At 34.4% G+C, this 19912-nt stretch carries 14 protein-coding genes and 1 tRNA gene; 11 read left to right on the top strand and 4 right to left on the bottom strand.

Annotated elements, in window-relative coordinates; all coding sequences use genetic code 11:
* The first annotated feature begins 187 nt into the window (after window positions 1-187).
* Window positions 188-275, top strand: a tRNA-Ser gene (locus tag B3P17_RS05380).
* Window positions 276-1102: 827 nt separating this feature from the next.
* Entirely contained in the window at window positions 1103-1720 is a 618-nt protein-coding gene (locus B3P17_RS05375; protein ID WP_252639081.1) for a peptidase E, read from the top strand.
* Between the two features lie 115 nt (window positions 1721-1835).
* Here the strand turns inward: B3P17_RS05375 and B3P17_RS05370 are convergent, their stop codons facing one another.
* Entirely contained in the window at window positions 1836-2171 is a 336-nt protein-coding gene (locus B3P17_RS05370; protein WP_135104206.1) for a hypothetical protein, read from the bottom strand.
* A 264-nt stretch (window positions 2172-2435) separates the two neighbouring features.
* Here B3P17_RS05370 and B3P17_RS05365 point away from each other — a divergent pair, with 264 nt between their 5' ends.
* Window positions 2436-4814 carry a hybrid sensor histidine kinase/response regulator gene (locus B3P17_RS05365; RefSeq protein ID WP_252639080.1) on the top strand — a complete coding sequence of 793 codons (2379 nt, stop codon included), beginning with the start codon at window positions 2436-2438 and terminating at the stop codon, window positions 4812-4814.
* On the opposite strand, the gene B3P17_RS05360 is transcribed toward B3P17_RS05365, so the two are convergent.
* The 3 genes from B3P17_RS05360 to B3P17_RS05350 all read right to left on the bottom strand — a co-directional run bounded on the left by B3P17_RS05360 (window position 4811) and on the right by B3P17_RS05350 (window position 8237).
* Window positions 4811-6121 carry a sigma-54-dependent transcriptional regulator gene (locus B3P17_RS05360; RefSeq protein WP_252639079.1) on the bottom strand — a complete coding sequence of 437 codons (1311 nt, stop codon included), beginning with the start codon at window positions 6119-6121 and terminating at the stop codon, window positions 4811-4813. The two genes, B3P17_RS05365 and B3P17_RS05360, sit on opposite strands and share 4 nt — an antisense overlap.
* Before the next feature lie 233 nt (window positions 6122-6354).
* Entirely contained in the window at window positions 6355-7473 is a 1119-nt protein-coding gene (locus tag B3P17_RS05355; RefSeq protein ID WP_291104215.1) for an ABC transporter permease, read from the bottom strand.
* 23 nt (window positions 7474-7496) lie between these two features.
* The gene (locus B3P17_RS05350) at window positions 7497-8237 is read right to left on the bottom strand and encodes an ABC transporter ATP-binding protein (protein ID WP_252639077.1); all 741 of its coding nucleotides are present in this window, start codon (window positions 8235-8237) and stop codon (window positions 7497-7499) included.
* Window positions 8238-8665: 428 nt separating this feature from the next.
* Here B3P17_RS05350 and B3P17_RS05345 point away from each other — a divergent pair, with 428 nt between their 5' ends.
* The 8 genes from B3P17_RS05345 to B3P17_RS05310 all read left to right on the top strand — a co-directional run bounded on the left by B3P17_RS05345 (window position 8666) and on the right by B3P17_RS05310 (window position 19859).
* Window positions 8666-9709 carry a linear amide C-N hydrolase gene (locus tag B3P17_RS05345; protein WP_289781712.1) on the top strand — a complete coding sequence of 348 codons (1044 nt, stop codon included), beginning with the start codon at window positions 8666-8668 and terminating at the stop codon, window positions 9707-9709.
* Between the two features lie 472 nt (window positions 9710-10181).
* The gene (locus B3P17_RS05340) at window positions 10182-10736 is read left to right on the top strand and encodes an RNA polymerase sigma-70 factor (RefSeq protein ID WP_252639076.1); all 555 of its coding nucleotides are present in this window, start codon (window positions 10182-10184) and stop codon (window positions 10734-10736) included.
* Window positions 10737-10874: 138 nt separating this feature from the next.
* On the top strand, window positions 10875-11888 hold the full coding sequence (locus B3P17_RS05335; RefSeq protein ID WP_252639075.1) for a FecR family protein: 1014 nt from the start codon (window positions 10875-10877) through the stop codon (window positions 11886-11888).
* 10 nt (window positions 11889-11898) lie between these two features.
* Window positions 11899-12987 (top strand): DUF3575 domain-containing protein, encoded by a 1089-nt coding sequence (locus B3P17_RS05330; protein ID WP_252639074.1) that lies wholly within the window; start codon window positions 11899-11901, stop codon window positions 12985-12987.
* Between the two features lie 119 nt (window positions 12988-13106).
* On the top strand, window positions 13107-14579 hold the full coding sequence (locus B3P17_RS05325) for a DUF3868 domain-containing protein (protein ID WP_252639073.1): 1473 nt from the start codon (window positions 13107-13109) through the stop codon (window positions 14577-14579).
* Between the two features lie 241 nt (window positions 14580-14820).
* Complete coding sequence (locus B3P17_RS05320) at window positions 14821-16092, top strand: Mfa1 family fimbria major subunit (RefSeq protein WP_252639072.1); 1272 nt, start codon at window positions 14821-14823, stop codon at window positions 16090-16092.
* 105 nt (window positions 16093-16197) lie between these two features.
* Complete coding sequence (locus tag B3P17_RS05315; protein WP_252639071.1) at window positions 16198-17139, top strand: FimB/Mfa2 family fimbrial subunit; 942 nt, start codon at window positions 16198-16200, stop codon at window positions 17137-17139.
* 29 nt (window positions 17140-17168) lie between these two features.
* On the top strand, window positions 17169-19859 hold the full coding sequence (locus B3P17_RS05310) for an FISUMP domain-containing protein (protein ID WP_291104204.1): 2691 nt from the start codon (window positions 17169-17171) through the stop codon (window positions 19857-19859).
* The last annotated feature ends 53 nt before the right edge of the window (window positions 19860-19912 follow it).

Below are 19912 nucleotides of genomic sequence, written 5' to 3'. Positions count from 1 at the left end.
TGATGTATCAATACTATAATAATGGAACAGCGTTTCGAATTAACTCTTTAAAATTTGCAATCAATAAATATTGATACAGAGCTTGTTGTGAAAAACGTGTATAAAAGTTGGTAGAATTGTTTGTAGAAACAAAAAAAAGACATACATTTGCATCGCTTTAGAGGAAATATCCATAAGCAAAAATATTGGAGAGATGGCAGAGTGGTCGATTGCGGCGGTCTTGAAAACCGTTAACTGTCACAGGTTCGGGGGTTCGAATCCCTCACTCTCCGCCAAACAAATCAAAGCCTCGCAATAGCGAGGCTTTTTTGATTTTGAAGGATTTTGCCAAACTTGTTTGAGCAAATTCTTCAAAAACAANNAGTTATGGTATTATAATTGAGTCATGCAGTGGTAGCTCAGCTGGATAGAGTAACCGGCTACGAACCGGTCGGCCGGGGGTTCGAATCCCTCTCTCTCCGCGGAAAGGCTAAGACAAAAGAAGCCAAAAACAAGAAAAGTCCTACAAGTCAGTGATTTGTGGGACTTTTTCGTTTATCCCCATTTCATATAGAAGCCATGAAAAAGCCATATCTATCTTATTGAAAATTATTTAAGAAAGGTCTTTTTCGTTCTAAGAAAGTTGAATATAAAGTTATTCGTAAACTAACAGAAGATATATAAAATAAAAATGTTTACAGATGTCCTTCTAAAACAGAACAGGCATATAATCCTTATTGCACTTGTGTTGATAACGATTATGCAGACTCAGTTAAGGAGGAGAATATAGGAAGCCTTTTTATATGGCAAAACATGCTTGATAATCAATGTATGCTGAATAGGTATGTGGGTTTTGATTATGAAACAGGAGAGCCTTATTCCGCTGATTTTGGTGGTGCAACTTAGATTCGTAAAAAAGGAGTTGTATTTACATGGAAAGAAGTTGATGGAATTTATTACATACTAAATATCTCTATGTTAAAACTACCCTCAAAAATAGACGAAGATGTAACAGGTTTAAGTGTAAGATTGATGATATTGATGACATACAGTTGTCACTAAATATATTTATTTTTGCTCTTAATTGTTATTTGAATGATTGTATACGAATAAATAAAATTAAATGAGAAAATTATTCTTGTCCTCTTCCTTCAAAGATGTAGCATCTTTATTGATAGATTTTGTAAAAGAAGACATAAAAGGAAAAACCGTAACGTTCATCCCAACAGCAAGCATAAATGAAAAGGTAAAGTTTTATGTTGGCTCGGCACGTAAGGCTTTCGAAAAAATGGGTTTAGTCGTGGACGAGTTAGAGTTAACAAAAGCTACTAGTAAGGATATACTGAACAAGTTGAAAAAAAATGATTATATCTACGTGTCGGGAGGAAATACATTCTTTTTACTTCAAGAGTTAAAGAGAACAGGAGCAGATAAAATAATTATAGATGAAATTAATTTGGGAAAATTGTATATTGGCGAATCCGCAGGAGCAATGATTGTATCTCCAAATATTGAATATGTTAAGGATATGGATGATTGTAAGATGGCATCAGGTCTAAATACAGTTGAAGCATTAAATGTAATTGATTTTTATCCCGTGCCTCACCATACAAACTTTCCGTTTGCTAAAGCTGTGGAGAAAATAATAGCTAAATATGAATCAAAAATAAATTTATATCCGATTAATAACTCTCAAGTTATTTTAGTAGAAAAAGATACTATTCGGGTTGTTGGTAAATGATTTATATTCATTTATTGGGGCTGTTTTTACTCTGTGCATATATGGAAAAAATAATAGGAAATACCGAAAGTATTTCCTATTATTTACTAAAATTGTCAGATGTAGGTTGGGGCATTTATTTAGCAGTAGCTTCTACGTATTCCTTACCTTCGTCATCCAAGATAACAACTTTAATGCTTTCTTCTGATTTTGAAGATAGGGTTACTTTAGTAAGTTTCTTATCTGCATTGTAGGCAAGAGCTGTAACATTATAAGATTCAGTGTATCCTTGTATGGCAGCTTGTACTTTCTCATTCAAGTCTTCAAACTTCACGTCTACATATCCATCATCGTTTGTTTGATTGATAGCAACAACTGCATTATTTTCACTAGAGAAACTTTGTACATTTGCAAAAGTTGATGTTCCAAAAACTATCGCAATGGCTAACATCATAAATTTCATTGTTTTCATGTCTTCTAATTTTTAAATTACTATTAATTTAGGTATAAATGTGTAATCTTCACTTACACTATATAATTTGCAATAGCTATGCCAAAAGAAATAGAAATGTCTTTTGTTTGTGTAATGTGTTTATTATTAGGTGTGTATTGTGATTTTCTTTTAATAAAGAAGAATAATCGAACTGTAGAATTGTGGAAAATTTCTACAATCTAAGTTGTGGAAAACTAAATAGAATAATTAATTGTTCGTTTTATATATAGAAAAGACTAAGTAATGGTAGAAACTCCCGAGAAAAATATAAGATTCAAAGCTGTGCTTATATATTTAATCGTAGCTCTTATTTGTTGCGGAATGCTCATTTATATATATAAACTTAGAGACGATATCGATGATCAAAAAAGGAGTGTTTTGCAGTACTATAAGGAGTTGTCACTTGTAAACAAGCTGATTGATTCTGTAAACGCATCACAATTGGAAGTAAACCTTTATGTATTTTCGAAACAAGTAAAGCATTATAAACTCTTTAATGAAAGCTTAAATATTGTTGAATGTTTAATGGATTCTCTAAGTCATATAAATCCACTACACAATGAGAAACTACAGCAGATCAATAATCTTTTGGTAAAGAAAGGAGTAATTGTATCAAATTTGAATAAGCAGTTTAGCAACAAAAATCCAATCGAGTCAATAAATGAAGTATTAAAAGAAATTGATCCTGTTATCAAAAAAGATACTGTTTTAGTTACTGCTACCATACAAGATACTATAATCTATTCGGGCCCTAAAAAAGGTTTTTGGAAAAAACTGGGTGAATTATTTTCATCATCAAAAGGATCAGACACTGTAACTTCTATTACTACTGCCAGATTGGATACATTGACCATGCCCAAGAATGATACACTTCATATAGTATCAGAAGTCACAGAAATAGCAGAGCAAGCTAAAGACGATTATGTAAAACGCATTATTTCAATCGAAAATAATTTAAGTAATCTGATTGTAGCAGATCAAGAAATATCTTCTGAGATTACAACATTGCTTATTGGTTTGTATAACCAGACTGTACAGACAAGACTTGATGAAATTCAGAAAAGTGAACAACTTATACGTGATAATAATACTTACTCTATAATAAGCAGTATTGTTTCTCTTATCCTGATTTTTATATTCATATTGCTTATAATAAGCGATGTAAATAAAAGTTATAGGTTGCGAAAGAATCTAGAGCAGGCAAACCTAAGAATCAAGCAGATTATGGATAGTCGTCATAAGTTATTACTTTCTATTTCTCATGATATTAAAACGCCTCTAAACTCTATACTCGGAACATTAGAATTAAAGAAATCAAGTAATGATTTTCTTGCTGATGATATCCGTATGATGAAGGATTCGGGAGAATATATTCTTGCACTTTTAGGAAATTTATTAGAATTTTCGAGTATTGAACAAGGTACTTCGAACATATCGAATCGTGTCTTCAATTTACATGACCTGTGTCAGCAGATAGTCGATATGTTTATTCCTTTAGCCAATAAGAAGGATCTAACATTGTCTTATTCTTTTGAATTCGATGAGAATTTGACATTGTCATCTGATTCTCTAAAAATCAAACAAATACTAATAAATATCTTATCCAATTCGATTAAGTATACATCTGAAGGCTCCGTTCAATTTGATGTAAAATATTCTAACTCGATATTATATTGCATTATAGAAGATACGGGCGTAGGTATTCCTGAAAATCAGGTTAAAGATATATTTCTACCATTTAGCCGGATAGATCAAAATTCACATTTATCCGAAGGTTCGGGTTTCGGGCTATATGTAGTTAAAGGCTTAGTCGATTTATTCCAAGGGAATATAAAAGTTTCTTCAGAAGAAGGGAAAGGAACAAGAACGGTAATATCTATACCTGTAGGCGAGGTTTCACTAAAAGATAGTTTCATTCCTAAGAGAATATTAGTAGTAGACGACGATATATCTTATCTGATTATTATTCGTAATATATTGTTAAGCTTAGGCCATATACCTTCTATTTGCAACAATATAGATGAATTTGACGCGATACTAGCTGAAATTGATCAATATGATGAGATCTTGACAGATATGGAAATGGAGACTTTTAGCGGTATTGATGTTTTAAATAGAATAAAATACAGTGGAATAAATGTACCGATTACAATAGTCACAGCCCGAGAAGATGTCGATTATGATGACTTTATAAGAATGGGCTTTAAAGCCTATATTAAAAAGCCTGTGTCAATAAGTGATCTAAAATTATTATTTGGAGGGCAAATAAAAGATCAAAGTGTGATAGGTTTTAGTTCGCTTAATAAAATGCTGGAAGAAGATTCCGAAGCTTTACATGAGGTTCTGGCATCTTTTGTTCAATCAACAACAGAAAACGTGAGTCGGCTTAAACAGGCTCTCCTCGATAGTGATTTTAATACGGCTCAGTTTATTGGTCATAAAATGCAGCCGATGTTTATACAACTTGGGGCTGTTGATAAGTTAGATATATTGAAGAAATTAGATGCACATCGTTTAGATGCTACTTTAATGTATCCCGAGTGGGAGAGCGATGTCTTTGAACTTATCGAATATGCCGAACAAATAATAAACGATGTTCAAAATTATTTGGATTCTCATTAAATTTCCATACCATATTGATGCATTTTATTGTAAAGGGTTTTCCTATCAATATTGAGTAGGTTTGCTGCTTTCGTTTTATTTCCCTTTGTTATTTTCAAGGCTTTGATAATTTGCTCCCGTTCATCTATTGGTAATAAGATTTGCTCTGTTTGCTTCGGGATTTGGATAAACTCAGGTAAGAGGTCTGGCGTAATTTCTGTTCCTTTCGTAAACAATACTGTTCTACGTATTACATTCCTTAATTCTCGCAGATTTCCGGGCCAGTGGTATTCTTTTAGTATCGACATACATTCTTCCGAAAACCGCTCCACCTTTCGTTCCAATTCTTTATTGGCATCAGTTAAGAAGCTATTTGCAAAAAGAACAATATCATCTTTTCGCTCGCGCAAGGGTGGAACTATGAGTGTAAATTCATTTAATCTATGGTACAGATCTTCTCGGAAACGTCCTTCGGTGATAGCTGTTTCCAAATTTTCATTCGTTGCAACTATCATTCTTACATCTACTTTTATGTCTGTGGCAGAACCTACCGGACGTATTTTTCGCTCCTGTATGGCTCTTAATAACTGAACCTGCACTTCATATGACAAGTTCCCTACTTCATCTAGGAAAACTGTTCCTCCCTCTGCTTGCTCAAATACACCTTTCTTATCTGCAATAGCAGAGGTAAATGATCCTTTAAGATGTCCAAACAATTCACTCGGGGCTAATTCTTTTGATAGGCTACCACAATCCACAGCTATAAACTGAGCTTGTTTTCTTCGACTGTAATCATGTATCATTTTAGCCGTATATTCCTTTCCTGTTCCGCTTTCTCCTCTAATAAGTACAGACAAATGTGTTGGTGCTACGAGTTGTATATGCTCATACATTTGTTTAGATAAAGCACTGGTGCCATAAACGATACGTGTAGTAGAAAGGTTTTCCTTTGGTATTTGAGTTGGAGTGTGATTTAGAGCTTCGTCTATTTTTGATTTTAGGACTTCCGGGTTTATGGGTTTTTCCATATAATCAAAAGCTCCTAGTTTAATTGCAGAGACTGCACTTTGAACTTCTCCGTAGCTCGTCATAACAATAACCGGCGTATTTATTTTCTTCTCTCTGATCCAAGTCAATAACATTATACCGTCTCCATCAGGAAGTCTTAGATCTGTGATAATTAACGAGAAATCAACCTTTAATAAATCTTTTTTAGCTTCTTCTACAGTCGATCTAACCAATGGGTCAAATCCATTTCTATTAAACCATTTTTTTAGGACAATTCCGAATGTATTGTCATCTTCAATAATTAAAACTTTGGAAGCCATTATTCTTATCAGTTAGAGGGATATTCTCTCAAAATTATTTGTTTTTATTTTCAGACGAAAAGCTTTTATTCATAATTAACACTAATGAATAAAATGCTATTTAATCCACAGATTAATTAAAGTTGCATAAAATAGCATATAGTTAAAGGGTGATTGACACCCTTTAACTATATTGTTTGATTAGTAATAACCATATGTTTTTTGTAAATGAGATTGATAAAGGGTTGTGTGAATCAATTCCATTTAAATAGTTTCATACCTATAACGAAACAGATAATTCCGAGAGCTGATAAAGTACAAGTAGGATAAATCACTTCCATCCATCCTGCTCCCTCATTAAAAATGCTACGGATTCCATCGGTTAGTGCCGTTAGAGGAAGTAACTTAATTGTACTGATGCTCCATTCCGGGAAATTATGATAACTAACGAAGATACCCGATAGCAGCATCATCGGCATTTGTACAGCATTAATCCATCCAGTGCCGACCTCTGTTTTTGTAGTACGGGATGCAACTAAGATGGCGATTCCTGTAAATGCAAGGTTGCCGGCCAAAAATAAAACAATCAATGCTCCGATGTTTCCTTGTATATGAATATCGAATATTAGCCATGCAAAAAACAGAAGAATCAGAGACTCAACTACATTCATGAGAATACGTACAAACATCAATGCAAACAAGAAATTAGATTTCTTCATTGGTGTCGCAACCATCCGTCTTAACAGCTTCTGAGATCTTCGTTCGATAATTGTATAACTAATTCCCCACATAATAGAACTCATCAATCCGAAAGCAATTAGCCCCGGTATGAGGAAATCAATATAACGAACACCCAGTAATGTCAATGGTTCTATATTGGTGTTTTCAGCATTCATGGTTGAATCGGGTGATTTTACCAATGCTGAAAGTTTCATATATGCTAATTGAGACTGAGAGTTGAGCGGGTCGAAATGATAAATGGCTTTTCCTAACGAATCTGTAACAATCACATCTGCTTCACCCCTCTTTAAGGAGATGATAGCCGAATTCCAGTCGCTTTGAGAGAACTTAAATACGGTATTACCCAGTTCTTTGTTGCTAATTTTCCAATTTAGGATGTTCCCTTCTTTACTCTGTGCATTTTTTCCATAAATATGGAGAAGTGAATCTAATTCGGTTTTATTCTTCTCAACAAGTATAACATTAAATTTTGATTCTGTTTGCTGTGTAAAAGCCAAACCCAATCCAATGGAGATGAGTACAGGAAAGATCATACCCCAAAAAAGAACTTCCGGTTCACGGATTGTTAATAAGAATTGGGTCTTGAAGAGTTGATATAGTTGATTTGTTCTGATTGATTCTTTTATTGACATAATTGAAAGTATATAAGTGTTATTTACAGTACAACATTTCCGTTCTCTCGAAGAGCTTTACCTGTGAGATTGATAAATAATTCGTCGAGGTTACGGGAATTTTCGTCTAACAATTCTTCTAGTTTTCCTTCCTTTAATATTTTCCCTTCATCAATAATGATTATATGATCGCAAAGAGATTCAGCTTCTTCCATATAATGCGTTGTCAGGATAAGAGTGGTCTCACCTTTGTCTTTTAATTCTTTCAGAATATTCCACAGATCGAGTCGTGAATGAGGATCGAGTCCTGTAGTAGGTTCGTCCAAAAAAAGAATCTGCGGAGTATTTAGCAGTGCTACTCCTAAAGCAAGCCGTTGCCGTTGTCCTCCGGAGAGTGTTCCTACCATAGATTTTTGCTTACTTTCCAGACCGGTAAGTTCTATAATTTCATTTGCTCGTTTCTCCCCAAGTCGGAAGAAACTGGCAAACAAGCATAATGTTTCAAAGACAGTAAGCTTGTCTGAAAAGCGTGTCTCTTGCAACGATAGACCTATTATTGCCCGGAGTTCCTTTTCATTCTTATGCCAGTTTTTACCCTGCAAGAGAATTTCTCCCGAGTCCGGCTTTTTTAATCCTTCCATCATCTCAACCATTGTTGTCTTTCCGGCCCCATTAGGGCCAAGTAAAGCCACAAATTTACCGGGTTCTATTCCAAAAGAGATACCTCTTACGGCATGTACATCCTTAAATGACTTATATACGTCTTTTACTTCTATCTGATACATTATTCTAATTTATTTACCTGCCTATTTATTATTAAGTGATAAAAGTAATAACGAATTTCATCACTACAAAGTTTTGGTATCTGGTAATCTATTTTGATTATGGCTCTAAACTCATCTTTATAGTCATATGATAATTAAAGGCGTAGTTGCTCATTAGTTTGTTATTGTATGTTTCTGTAAGAATATTTGGAAGGTGCTGTATTTGTGATATTCAATACCGCTTTAGAAGCCGCGATGAATCATTAAACTTTTATCACTAAAGAGTATTATTAGAAAAATATTAGAGCCCTACTCTTTAATTCTAATATTTTTATAATGATCTGTTTGATATGTATTTATGTCGTAGTATCTACCTTTGCAGTATCAAAATTAGAAAACAATATTATAAAATCAAAAATAGTTTAAATCACAATTAAAAAATTAAAGAAATGAAAAGAATTTATTTGTTTATCGTAGGCTTTATATGTTTGATAGCAATACCGAAAGCGAATGCATGTACACGTGTCGTTTATACCGGAGATAATGGAATGGTAGTAACGGGTCGTACAATGGACTGGAAAACTGAAATGCATAGTAATATATGGGTTTTCCCTAGAGGCATGGAAAGAAGTGGAGAAACCGGAAGCAATTCTTTAAAATGGACTTCTAGATATGGTAGTGTAGTAACATCTGCTTTTGAAATAGCCAGTACCGATGGTATGAATGAGAAGGGTTTAGTTGCAAATTTGTTATGGTTGAATGAGTCTGTATATCCGGCATGGGATACGAGCAAGCCGGGACTAACTATAGCTGCTTGGGTGCAATATATGCTCGACAACTTTGCTTCCGTGGATGAAGCTGTTTCTTTTGTAGGTAAAAATTCTTTTCAAGTAGTTTCTGATAAGATGCCTGATGGTTCGAGGCTTGCAACATTACACCTTGCTATTTCTGATGTTACAGGCGATAGCGCTATTTTCGAATATATAGATGGAAAGCTCAATATCTATCATAGCAAGAACTATAATGTAATGACTAATTCTCCAACTTATGATAAACAGTTGGCCTTGAATGACTATTGGAAATCTATTGGCGGATTGACTTTTCTTCCGGGTACCAATCGTGCAGCCGATCGTTTTGCGAGAGCAAGCTTCTATATTGATGCACTTCCTAAAATAGGAGATGAGAAATTAGCAGTGGCCAGCGTTTTCAGTGTTATTCGTAATGCCTCTGTTCCTTATGGCATTTCTACACCCGATAGTCCTGAAATTTCTACGACACAATGGAGAACTGTATCGGATAGTAAGAATCTGACTTATTTCTTTGAATCGAGTTTGACTCCGAATACATTCTGGGTAAATCTTCAAGACATGAATTTGTCTAAAGGAGCTCCTGTACTTAAATTATCTTTAGCAAACGGTGAAACTTACAATGGAAATACAATAAATAACTTCAAGGTTTCACAGCCGTTCAAATTTCTGGGTGTGAATGATTAAGAAATAAAGATTGAAAAGCCCATTGAAGAAATGGGCTTTTCATTTGTATTCTGCATGTAGTTTATTTCAATGAATTCTGGTCTTTATCCAATAAATATATTACTCCCCCCCCTTTTTTTGTGGCTCTGATTTATACTGATTTAGCATTAGATGTTACATCGCTTTATTCTCGAGCCGTCTTTATCATAAAGTGCAATATTCTTATCTTCTTAAGGAAACTAGATTAGCACTTGCTCTAAAAGGATTTACGCTACCAAACACCGATATTATTTTTTCGGTATATAACTGTATAGATTTTTTCTCTTCGGAAAAAGTCTTGGGGGGCTTATTCCATTTTATACCGACAATCGGACATTAAGAAGTGTAAAATATTTATTCATAGACCGTGCGTTGCTCCTGTCTTATTCGTTTGCTCTTATTGAGGAGTATTTATGATAAATCAATTAATTTCTATAAATAATCTAATTATTCTTTGGAGAATCAGATAACATACAAACTATTGGAAGCTTTACAAAAAGGGAACCATAAAGCATTTGAAACGATCTTTCTGAAATATTTTCCGAAAGTAAAGTATTACATAAATGGCTTTGTCAAGTCTGTAGACGTTGCGGAAGAACTAACTCAGAGTGTATTTGCCAAAGTTTGGGAGAATCATGATTCATTTACAATACCTTCTAAAGGTATTAAAGGCTTTGATTCATATATATACACGATTGCCTATCGCCAAACGATCGATTATATCCGAGGCAAACAGATTCGCGAATCATTTTATAATGATCGAATAGTATTACCCTTAGACTTAGTAAACGCTGAGGATGAGTATATAGCAAAGGAAACGATGTTGCTGGTAGAGATGGAGATAGAAAATATGCCAGAAAAGCAGCGGACTATATATAAGATGAGCAGGACTCAAGGGATACCGAATGATAAGATAGCCGAACAGCTAGAGATAAGTAAAAGAACAGTCGAAAATCAATTGAGCTTAGCAATGAAAAAAATTAGAAATGTACTATCATTTTTCTTTTAAAAAAAGATATGCAATGATCATATTATTAAAACATTATGTAATTAAAGAGAGAAAATTATTTTTTTTGACCGTGCGTAGATACAGGCTAGATCGTTTTTAATACAGAACGTGAAAGTAAAGCTCAACAAAAAATAGAAAATGAATAATGTACCAACTAAGCAATATTATAAGCTTATAAGCAGGTTCTTTGAGAATAGATACTCCGAGAAGTTGGAAAATAAGATACATGCATGGCTGGTTAATCCTGAAAATTCTGAAGAAAAGCAAAAAGCTATGCATAGGCTCTGGGATTCATTAGATAATCAGGAAGATTTATCGTCTAAACAAGAATATGAAAAGATTACAAAAAAACTAGGTTTTAACAAGAAGAAAAGAATAAGCCAACGCCCTTATTACTGGCTTCGTGTAGCAGTAGTGTTTTTACCTTTACTGCTATTGATAGGAATATATAATTTGACGAAGGATGTTCCGAAAGATAAAGATAAACAGGCGGTTGTGGTTGATGTTCCTTATGGTAAACATGAAGAGGTAAGGCTAGCTTGCGGTTCGCAGATATGGATTAAATCGGGGAGTAAAATTAAATATAATGAAAATTCGAAAGACAGCGCTAGAATTATAAATTTGGAAGGACAAGCTTATTTATCGGTAACAAGGCAGAAGAACATGCCATTTATAGTGCGCACAAAATATCTGGATGTAAAAGTACTTGGAACTCAATTTAATGTATCGGCATATCCTGATGACGAATCAACTGTTGTAACATTAAACAAGGGGTCAATTGCTATACGAACTATTGATAATAAGGAATTTACACTAAAACCGAATCAGCAGTTTATATTAAATAACACAACCAAAGAAGGGATTATACGAGATCTGGATACAAATGCTGTTAAAGATATTGCGGATTGGACGAATGGAAAGATTGTATTTGATAATGAAACACTAAAAGCGATTACCTTAACGCTTAAACGTGAGTTTAATATTGATGTGGAAATTGATAAAGATGTCGATCTCAACAGAAGTTATACGGTAACGATAGAGCAATCGGATAACTTAACTGAAATAATAGAGATATTCAGATGCTTGGATAATAGCTTATCCTATAAAATAGAGAGTAATAAGGTGTATATAAGTAATAATAAGACAGAATAACCAACTAAAAATGCAATTATATAAGAAAATGTATCCACTAATGTATGGATATAGGCTTCACATGCTCAAAACGATACTTCTTTTACTTTGTCTCTATGCACTGCCAACGCTATCAGCACAGGAGAATGATGTGACAGTTGTAGGACAAAATATTCCGGTGAGTGAAGTTCTATCTCAGATAGAATCTCAAACAAAATATTCTTTTGCTTTTGTAAACTCCAACTTTAACACAAACCGCAAGATAACAATTCGACTGCATGACGCTGATCTGAAAACTGTTTTAGATCAGTTGTTGGCAGATACGGACTATACTTATACTATACGGAAGAATCTTATTTTTTTATCTCCGACTAAAACCTCGAAAAGAAAGGAAAACCTTATTCACGTAAAAGATGCTAAAGAAAGTCCGGCAGTATCTGTTGAAGTGGACAAAGAGTTGAATGAAGAAATAAAAGTGATACCTCTTGATCTTTCATTATTACCTGAGAGCAAGAATGTGACTTTGAAATCGATATCCTCAGCAAAAGATTCTTTGGATTTGAATAAAACGGTTGATCTTCTGAATAATCTGACAGATTGGAGACCAACTCAGGCGAAGACTCCTCTATGGGCCGTAAAAAGTAACTTGTTGTTTGATATGACTAGCTCGATTGCTTTTGGGACAGAGGTTAAAGTAGGAGAGAGATATAGCCTAGACGTGTCTTTTAGTTACAATCCATGGGAGTTTAATGTTAACAAGAATATGAAATATATACTTGTACAGCCTGAGATGCGGTATTGGTTATGTGAACCTTTCAATGGTCACTTCTTCGGATTACATGCTGTTTATGCTCATTATAATTTGACCGGGCTTCCATTCTCAGATTATATGAAAAACAGTCGTTTGCAAGGAGACTTATATGGCGTTGGATTTAGTTACGGGTATCAATGGAGTATGTCTAAACGTTGGTCGCTCGAAGGGAATTTTGGAGTGGGCTATTTACATGCTGATCATGATCGATATGCTTGCAAGAGTTGTAAAAAGTTTTTAGGCACCGAGAGCAAAAACTTCTTTGCACCCACTAAGGCTTCATTATCTGTGATTTATTTTATTAAGTGACAGTTCGCAATAGTCAAGGGAGGATAAAAATCAGCAGACATACCTTTACGTATGTTTGACTAATAAAACATAACAAATATATATCTAAAGCCTCTAATGAAAGGCTTAAGTAAAATCATATGAAACGAATATTAATATTTATACTATTTACAATCATTGTATTAAGTGTTTCTGCAAAGGAATATCCGGGACGAATTATTTTTATAAGTAACGAGGTAAAAGAAGTCAATGATAGTCTTCATGTATACTTTAAAGTAAATATTAGTGCAGGTGCTGTCAATGATTGTACTGCGATGTATTTAACACCTCAGTTGCTCTCGAATGAATCAGTTATGGTGTTTCCTTATGTGCTTATTTCTGGAAATAAGAAATACAATCTAATTGAAAGATGGAAGTCTTTAAATAAAGATAAGGTTGAAAATATTATTCCCTATACAACCATTATCACCAATCAGTTTACAGATACATTGCTTACTTATGATTTCAAAGTTCCGTATGAAATATGGATGGATAGTGCACATTTGGTAATCAAGCAAGAACTAACAGGGTGTAGAAATGAAAATCACTTCTTTACTTTTCTGATGAACAATAAGGTAAAAGTAAAATCTCACACACCTTATCAGGTAAATCCTTTAGTCTCTTATATAGAGCCAAAATCTGAATCTAAAATACTTAGGATACAGGGAGAAGCGTATCTTGATTTTCAGGTAGGGAAATCTGTTATTCTTCCCCAATATCGCCATAACCAGGAGGAATTAGAAAAAATAGATGCTTTGGTAAAAAGTATTAATAATGATTCTGATTTAAAAATAAAAAGCGTATTTATAGAAGGTTATGCATCTCCGGAAGGTTCTTATACCGCAAATGATCGTTTGTCTTATGCACGGGCAATAGCTTTGAGAAACTATATGAAAGATAAATTTAGTTTTTCGGAAAGCTTCTTTCGAGTAAGCAATATTACTGAAGATTGGGATAGGCTTAAACAGCTGGTACTTCAATCAAATATTGCATACAAGAATGAAATAATAGAGGTTATAGATAATGCAGATATTTCTGACGGATACAAATCTGAACTGACAAAATTAGCGAACGGAGTTCCTTATAGACAAATGTCGGACGAATTATTTCCTCAGTTGAGGCGTGTTGAATATAATATAAACGTGACAGTTAAAAATTATACACTCGATCAGGCTAAGAGTTTATTTCGAAAAAAAGACTCACAACTCAATCAACTGGAACTTTATGAAATAGCTCAAAGCTATGGTGAAGGGAGTAAAGAATTTGTAGAGATATTAGTCGATACTATTCCAAAATATTATCCCGGCGATCAAACGGCAAATAATAATGCAGGTGCAGCTCTTATCTTAATAAATGAATTGTCTCTAGCTAAAAGAAATTTGTTAAATGCAGGCTCTAATCCATCCACATTAAATAACCTTGGTGTCATTTTTTTGAAAGAAGGAGATCTCGATCAAGCTGAAGACTTGTTTCGAAGGGCTTTCGCGGGAGGGGTTTCAGAAGCAAATCATAATCTACAGGAGTTACAGATCAAACGAGAAGATAATCTCAAAATGGAACGATATAATAAGTAAGGATGAGAGGTGTGATTAGAGTATTGATAATCATTAGAAAAACATTAGATTTTTAGATGCTGATTCTAACTTTTTTATAATGAGATATATAAGATCATCCTCATCTGATATGCCTAGTTTTGTACTATAAATTAAAGTGATTGATAATCTCGAATCAGAAAAACTGAAAAAGATTTATTCGATAAATAATTTATAAAGAGAGAATCCATAAATAAATAATTAATTCAAAACAATTTTAAAAATGAAAGTATTTTTCAACTATTTAATTGCAACTTCAGCTCTGATAGCCGGTTTCACAAGTTGCTCCAATGATGATGACCTAACAGGTAAGGGTGGAAATCCTACTCCTAATGGTAAAGCTACAACTTTTACTCTTTCGATAGCTCAGCCAAAAACTTATGCAACAGATGTGAATGCTACTGCCGATGAAAATATGATGACTTCAGTTGATGTATTCATCTTTAACGATAGCGATGTCCTTGAGAAACGTGAACGTTTGAGTAGTTCAGACTTTACTTCGTCTACAGATAATGAGTACACAGCTAACAGGACAATTGCTACAACTGTAGGAGCAAAAAAAATCTATGTGGGTGTAAACTTATCCGACGAATTAGCTAGAGATGTTGCAAGCAGAGGCTTGACTGCAATATATCAAGTTTCAAGCGCAAATGATTTAATGAATCCTACAAACGGTTTTGCTATGTTCAGTAAAGTTGCGTCAAATCCTACTTTTGTAGAAGAAACTGATGCTACTGCTGCTACAGCAAACAAAGTATCAGCAACTGTATCTCGTTTATTAGCAAAGGTAGCCGTAGAAAAAGGCGCAGGATTGCAATATAATGTATTGGGAGGAACAGTATCTGACTTACAATTTTCATTAAGTAACATTACGAAATTATATTATGTACTTCCTAATGCTCTGAACTATAGTCCGACTAATACACTGGCTGATTTTTATAAAGAAAATAGTTATAAAGCTGTAAATGCAAATGGTACAGCAATTAAAACAGCAAATGTATCATATGCTTTAGAAAATATATCTACTCAGAGCCTTGAAGGATATTCAACATATGCTTCTATCCGTGCAAAATTTTTACCAACTAAAGTTGTAAAACTAAGTGTTGCCGGAAATGGTTCTAGCGGATTGGTTAGTGAAACAGCTCCGGTTAATCCCCAAACATTCTATGTTGTATCAAATGCAGGTGTTAAATATTATTTTATCGATCAAACAGATGCTGCTGCTTACGATGCTACAATAAATGGGACCACTCCAACTATGAGTATCTATCAAGACGGATATTGTTTTTACAAGGCCTATTTGAATCCGGCACACAATTATAATATTTTCCGTAACAATCTTTACAAAATAAATATTACAGCAATAAATGGTTTAGGACAAAGTGGAGATAATATCGATAATCCGGGTCATGAAATATCTAAACCAACTAATATTACAATTGATATAGTGGTTGAGCCTTGGGCAGAAAATACTCAGGATAGTGAAATTTTATAATTCTAACATTAAAAGAAAATAGTTAATACCAGTATCGCAAAGCAATGATACTTTGCGATACGGATTAACTCAATAAAAAGATTCTCTTATTGACAAATATTTATAATGAAACACTTGAAATATATACCGCTATTATTTCTGATTCTGTTAGTTTCGATGCAATATTCTTGTATTGACCAGAAGCTGGAAGATTGCCTTCCCGAAAATAAAGATATACGTGTATATTTTGAATACACACCTCGAATCTACTCAGGTACTATTCTGGATACAAAAGAAGTAAAGGATGTAAAGCTTTATATATTTGATAAAAATGGCAACTTTATGCAAGAAAAGCATGATGCTCAACCATCATTCGGAACAAATTATTACATGACTATTTCTCTTCAGCCAGGCACATACACTCTTGTTTCATGGATAAATTTAGAAGATCCATATAAACAGAACAGCTACTCGAATTTAGATGAAAGACGAGTATATATTGAAAAAGATAAAGATGATACTGTCCGAATAAATCCTCCGGCATTATTTTATGCCTACAGAACATCGGTAGATGTGAGAGACGAGGAAGATCAGAGAGTAGGATTATCTCTTACAAGAAATACAAATACAATAAATATTAAGACGAAAAATTTCGTACCAAACAGTAACGATTACAAGCTGATTATAACAGCACGTAACGGTATTTATAAATTTGACAACTCATTCGCTTCCGATACGGAAGAGGTTCATTATACAAGTTCTCTGCTAATTGGTGGAGATCAACAATTGTCAGGTTCTCAGAATATACTCAGATTGAGTAAAGACCGTAAAGATCCTATCCTGAAAATTTTAAGTCCTACAGCAAACCAGATTGTATATCAAGCTAGTTTAATGACTCTTATAGAAAAAATAAACGAAGATGTACAGGTGATAGATATCGACAATACACATACGTATGACATCTTGTTGATATTTGCTCACCCTTATGTTCCCGGACAATCCAATATGGATATAACAGTTACTATCAATGGATGGGTCGTAAATATGAATAATACAGAATTGCAATAACTCATAATAATATAGAAAACAGATAATCGATGAAGCAAATATTCTTTTATATACTACCATTACTTTTTGTACTGATCGGCTGTCGTGACGATTATGAAGAAGGAGATCACTTTCCCGTTTCTAAAGAAGGTAAAGTACAAGTACCATTTAGTATAAGTATGCCGGCTCAATTGCCTAAAACCTACGCATTGGATGAAAACGATGAAAATGAAGTTAGATCTATTGACATATTGGCTTTTAAAGTAAATGGCAATGATGAAACCTTTGCCTATCGAGCACAAGCTGATCAAGGTTCGATAGTCGATGATGGAGTTAATAATAAGAAAAAGTTTGTTGTTACTCTCTTTAAAGATGGCTCTCAGACATACCGGTTTGTTGCTTTGGCTAATGCGAAAGATGAGTTGGATAATACTTTTGCCGGAGGTATTACTGTTGGAACGTCGAAAGACGCCATAATGCAACAATTGCAACTTACAGGTATAAATAAATGGAATGTAAATAATGGAACTGCCGGATATTTACCGATTCCTATGTGGGGAGAAACCCCCAATAGTATAATAATTCAAGATAATACTACAATTACAGACTTGAAGTTATTACGAATGGTTGCCAAAATTAATGTCAAAATAGACCCTTCAATAAGCGAGAATAGTTTTGCTTTATCAAGTGTGTCTTTATACAACTATTATAGCGCGGGAAGGATTGTTCCTGATGCAGTAAATCTTGTGACAGGTAGCAGCTCAACCGTAGAAAAGCCCACGGTAATAGGTACGACAACTAAAGGACCTATCGACTATGAAGGCTCTAGTATAGTTGCAAACAATAGTATTATTAATAACATATATACTTTCGAATCTGTAGTACCCAAGACTTCTTCTGAAGTGAATTTGAGTAAAGTAACAACATTGGTGCTAGGAGGCAAGTATAATGGTTCTACTGAGGTTAGTTATTACCGTGTTGACATAGCTAATGGGAAGACTTATTTAGATATACTACGAAACCACCTATACACAATTAATATAACCAAAGTGAAATCGGCAGGATATGGTACTAAAGAAGATGCATTCAATTCAAGACCTATCAATATTGAGGCAGAGGTTGTTGTTTGGGACGAAGCTGCGATTGGCAATATTGAATTCGATGGGCAGTTTATGCTTGCAGTTTCTCAAGGAAAGTTTGATTTTACAAAAAGTGCTTATACTACATTTAGTGAAGATAATACAGTAAGCATTAAGACAGACTACAAAAGTAATGATGGTAGTGTACAGGGGTGGAAAGTAACTTCTATCATCGATGACAGCGGTAATCCTATAAGCGATTGGTTAAAAACTTCGGTGAATAAAGGTGATGCTAATGTGACTACCGATATGCAACTGATTCTAACAGAAAATAATTCGGGGTCAAATCGACTGGGATATATTACTATCAGTGCCGGAAGACTCACGTATAAAATAGAAGTGAGGCAAAGTATGGTTCCTCCACTCGAACTGAGATTAAAGAATTTGAACGGTGAAGAAATCAATGAGCTTATATTTGAAAGTCAAACCGCAGGTATAATTCCTGTTAGTCAACAATTTGTAGCTTCATGGATGCCTATTGATAGGGAATGTAGTTTAACTTATTTAGGCTTGGCTGGAAAGCCTTTTAGCTTTGGATCAGGTTCTGATACTCCCGGGTTGAATGGTGTACTTAATACTTCTGCTGGAGGCACAGGAAAACAAACCTTTACGATTTTTCCTGCAGCTTTGACTCAGGCCGAAATAGATGCGAATCCTCTTATAGAGAAAGCTTCTAAAATTGACTTTACTCTATCTAATGGTGCAGGTTTCACTACCAAAACGATCTATTTACGCCAAATACGTTATGGGTTACAGTCTGTACTAAACCAATATTATATCTTAGATAATTCACAACAAAGTATGAGGATAAAGTCGAATAGCTTATGGAAAATCAGAAGCGTTAGCGATGCTCAATCTTTGTTAGTATCATTTGATATAAACCAAAATGGAGGCTACAACGTGGCAGATGGCGATCCGTTATTATTTACATTAAGGAAACCGATTGCTGATGCCGATCTTTCATCAGAAATAATATTTACACTTTTTGATCCAGCGGGTAAATATCAGGATGTGCAAGTGAAGATTAAGCCTGTAGCTTGCGGTATAAATGGTGTAGCTGTACCTTTGAAAATAGGTAATAACAATTATTTAACTCATATGTATGGAGATAAGTGCTGGATGGTTGAAAATTCTAGAGAAGGAACTCCTTATGCGTATAACTATGAGGGAGCTATTTCAGGGGCTAGCACCAGTTCTGCTTATGTAACGTATAGACCTACAGGTTCCCCTGCCCGGTACTATTATGGAAGTACTACAGCGTATCAAGCTTGTCCGGCGGGCTGGCATCTGGCAACAGCCACAGAAGCAGGTAATTTGAGAACTATTGTAAATACAGCTATTAGTCAGAACGATGATAAAAAAGGTGCTCAATATTGGGCCGGACCTACAGTAATAGGATATCAATCGAATTCTGCTAGTGCAGCCTTGACCGGTGGGGCTTTCAATAGTAGTCCGACTTATTACTGGAGAGATTGGTCATACAAAGGGTATTGGTGGATAGCACAGTACAATGCGATCGTAGGTACTAATGCAAGTTTGGGAGCTCCTACAGCATCATACCATACTGTAGCTTTCTTACCGGTACGTTGTGTACAAGATTGATGTAAATTAGTATATAAGGCATAAGTAAAGAGAGTGTTGGTTGGGGTGTTTGG

The sequence above is a fragment of the Dysgonomonas sp. UBA7630 genome, assembly GCF_002483985.1.
Lineage (GTDB): Bacteria > Bacteroidota > Bacteroidia > Bacteroidales > Dysgonomonadaceae > Dysgonomonas.
This window is presented reverse-complemented; position numbering and strand designations above follow the sequence as displayed.

Excerpts from the sequence above, each read along its gene's own strand:
- B3P17_RS05375 (WP_252639081.1), top strand. The coding sequence starts at position 1,103 with ATGAGAAAATTATTCTTGTCCTCTTCCTTCAAAGATGTAGCATCTTTA.
- B3P17_RS05370 (WP_135104206.1), bottom strand. The coding sequence starts at position 2,171 with ATGAAAACAATGAAATTTATGATGTTAGCCATTGCGATAGTTTTTGGA.
- B3P17_RS05365 (WP_252639080.1), top strand. The coding sequence starts at position 2,436 with ATGGTAGAAACTCCCGAGAAAAATATAAGATTCAAAGCTGTGCTTATA.
- B3P17_RS05360 (WP_252639079.1), bottom strand. The coding sequence starts at position 6,121 with ATGGCTTCCAAAGTTTTAATTATTGAAGATGACAATACATTCGGAATT.
- B3P17_RS05355 (WP_291104215.1), bottom strand. The coding sequence starts at position 7,473 with ATGTCAATAAAAGAATCAATCAGAACAAATCAACTATATCAACTCTTC.
- B3P17_RS05350 (WP_252639077.1), bottom strand. The coding sequence starts at position 8,237 with ATGTATCAGATAGAAGTAAAAGACGTATATAAGTCATTTAAGGATGTA.
- B3P17_RS05345 (WP_289781712.1), top strand. The coding sequence starts at position 8,666 with ATGAAAAGAATTTATTTGTTTATCGTAGGCTTTATATGTTTGATAGCA.
- B3P17_RS05335 (WP_252639075.1), top strand. The coding sequence starts at position 10,875 with ATGAATAATGTACCAACTAAGCAATATTATAAGCTTATAAGCAGGTTC.
- B3P17_RS05330 (WP_252639074.1), top strand. The coding sequence starts at position 11,899 with ATGCAATTATATAAGAAAATGTATCCACTAATGTATGGATATAGGCTT.
- B3P17_RS05325 (WP_252639073.1), top strand. The coding sequence starts at position 13,107 with ATGAAACGAATATTAATATTTATACTATTTACAATCATTGTATTAAGT.
- B3P17_RS05320 (WP_252639072.1), top strand. The coding sequence starts at position 14,821 with ATGAAAGTATTTTTCAACTATTTAATTGCAACTTCAGCTCTGATAGCC.
- B3P17_RS05315 (WP_252639071.1), top strand. The coding sequence starts at position 16,198 with ATGAAACACTTGAAATATATACCGCTATTATTTCTGATTCTGTTAGTT.
- B3P17_RS05310 (WP_291104204.1), top strand. The coding sequence starts at position 17,169 with ATGAAGCAAATATTCTTTTATATACTACCATTACTTTTTGTACTGATC.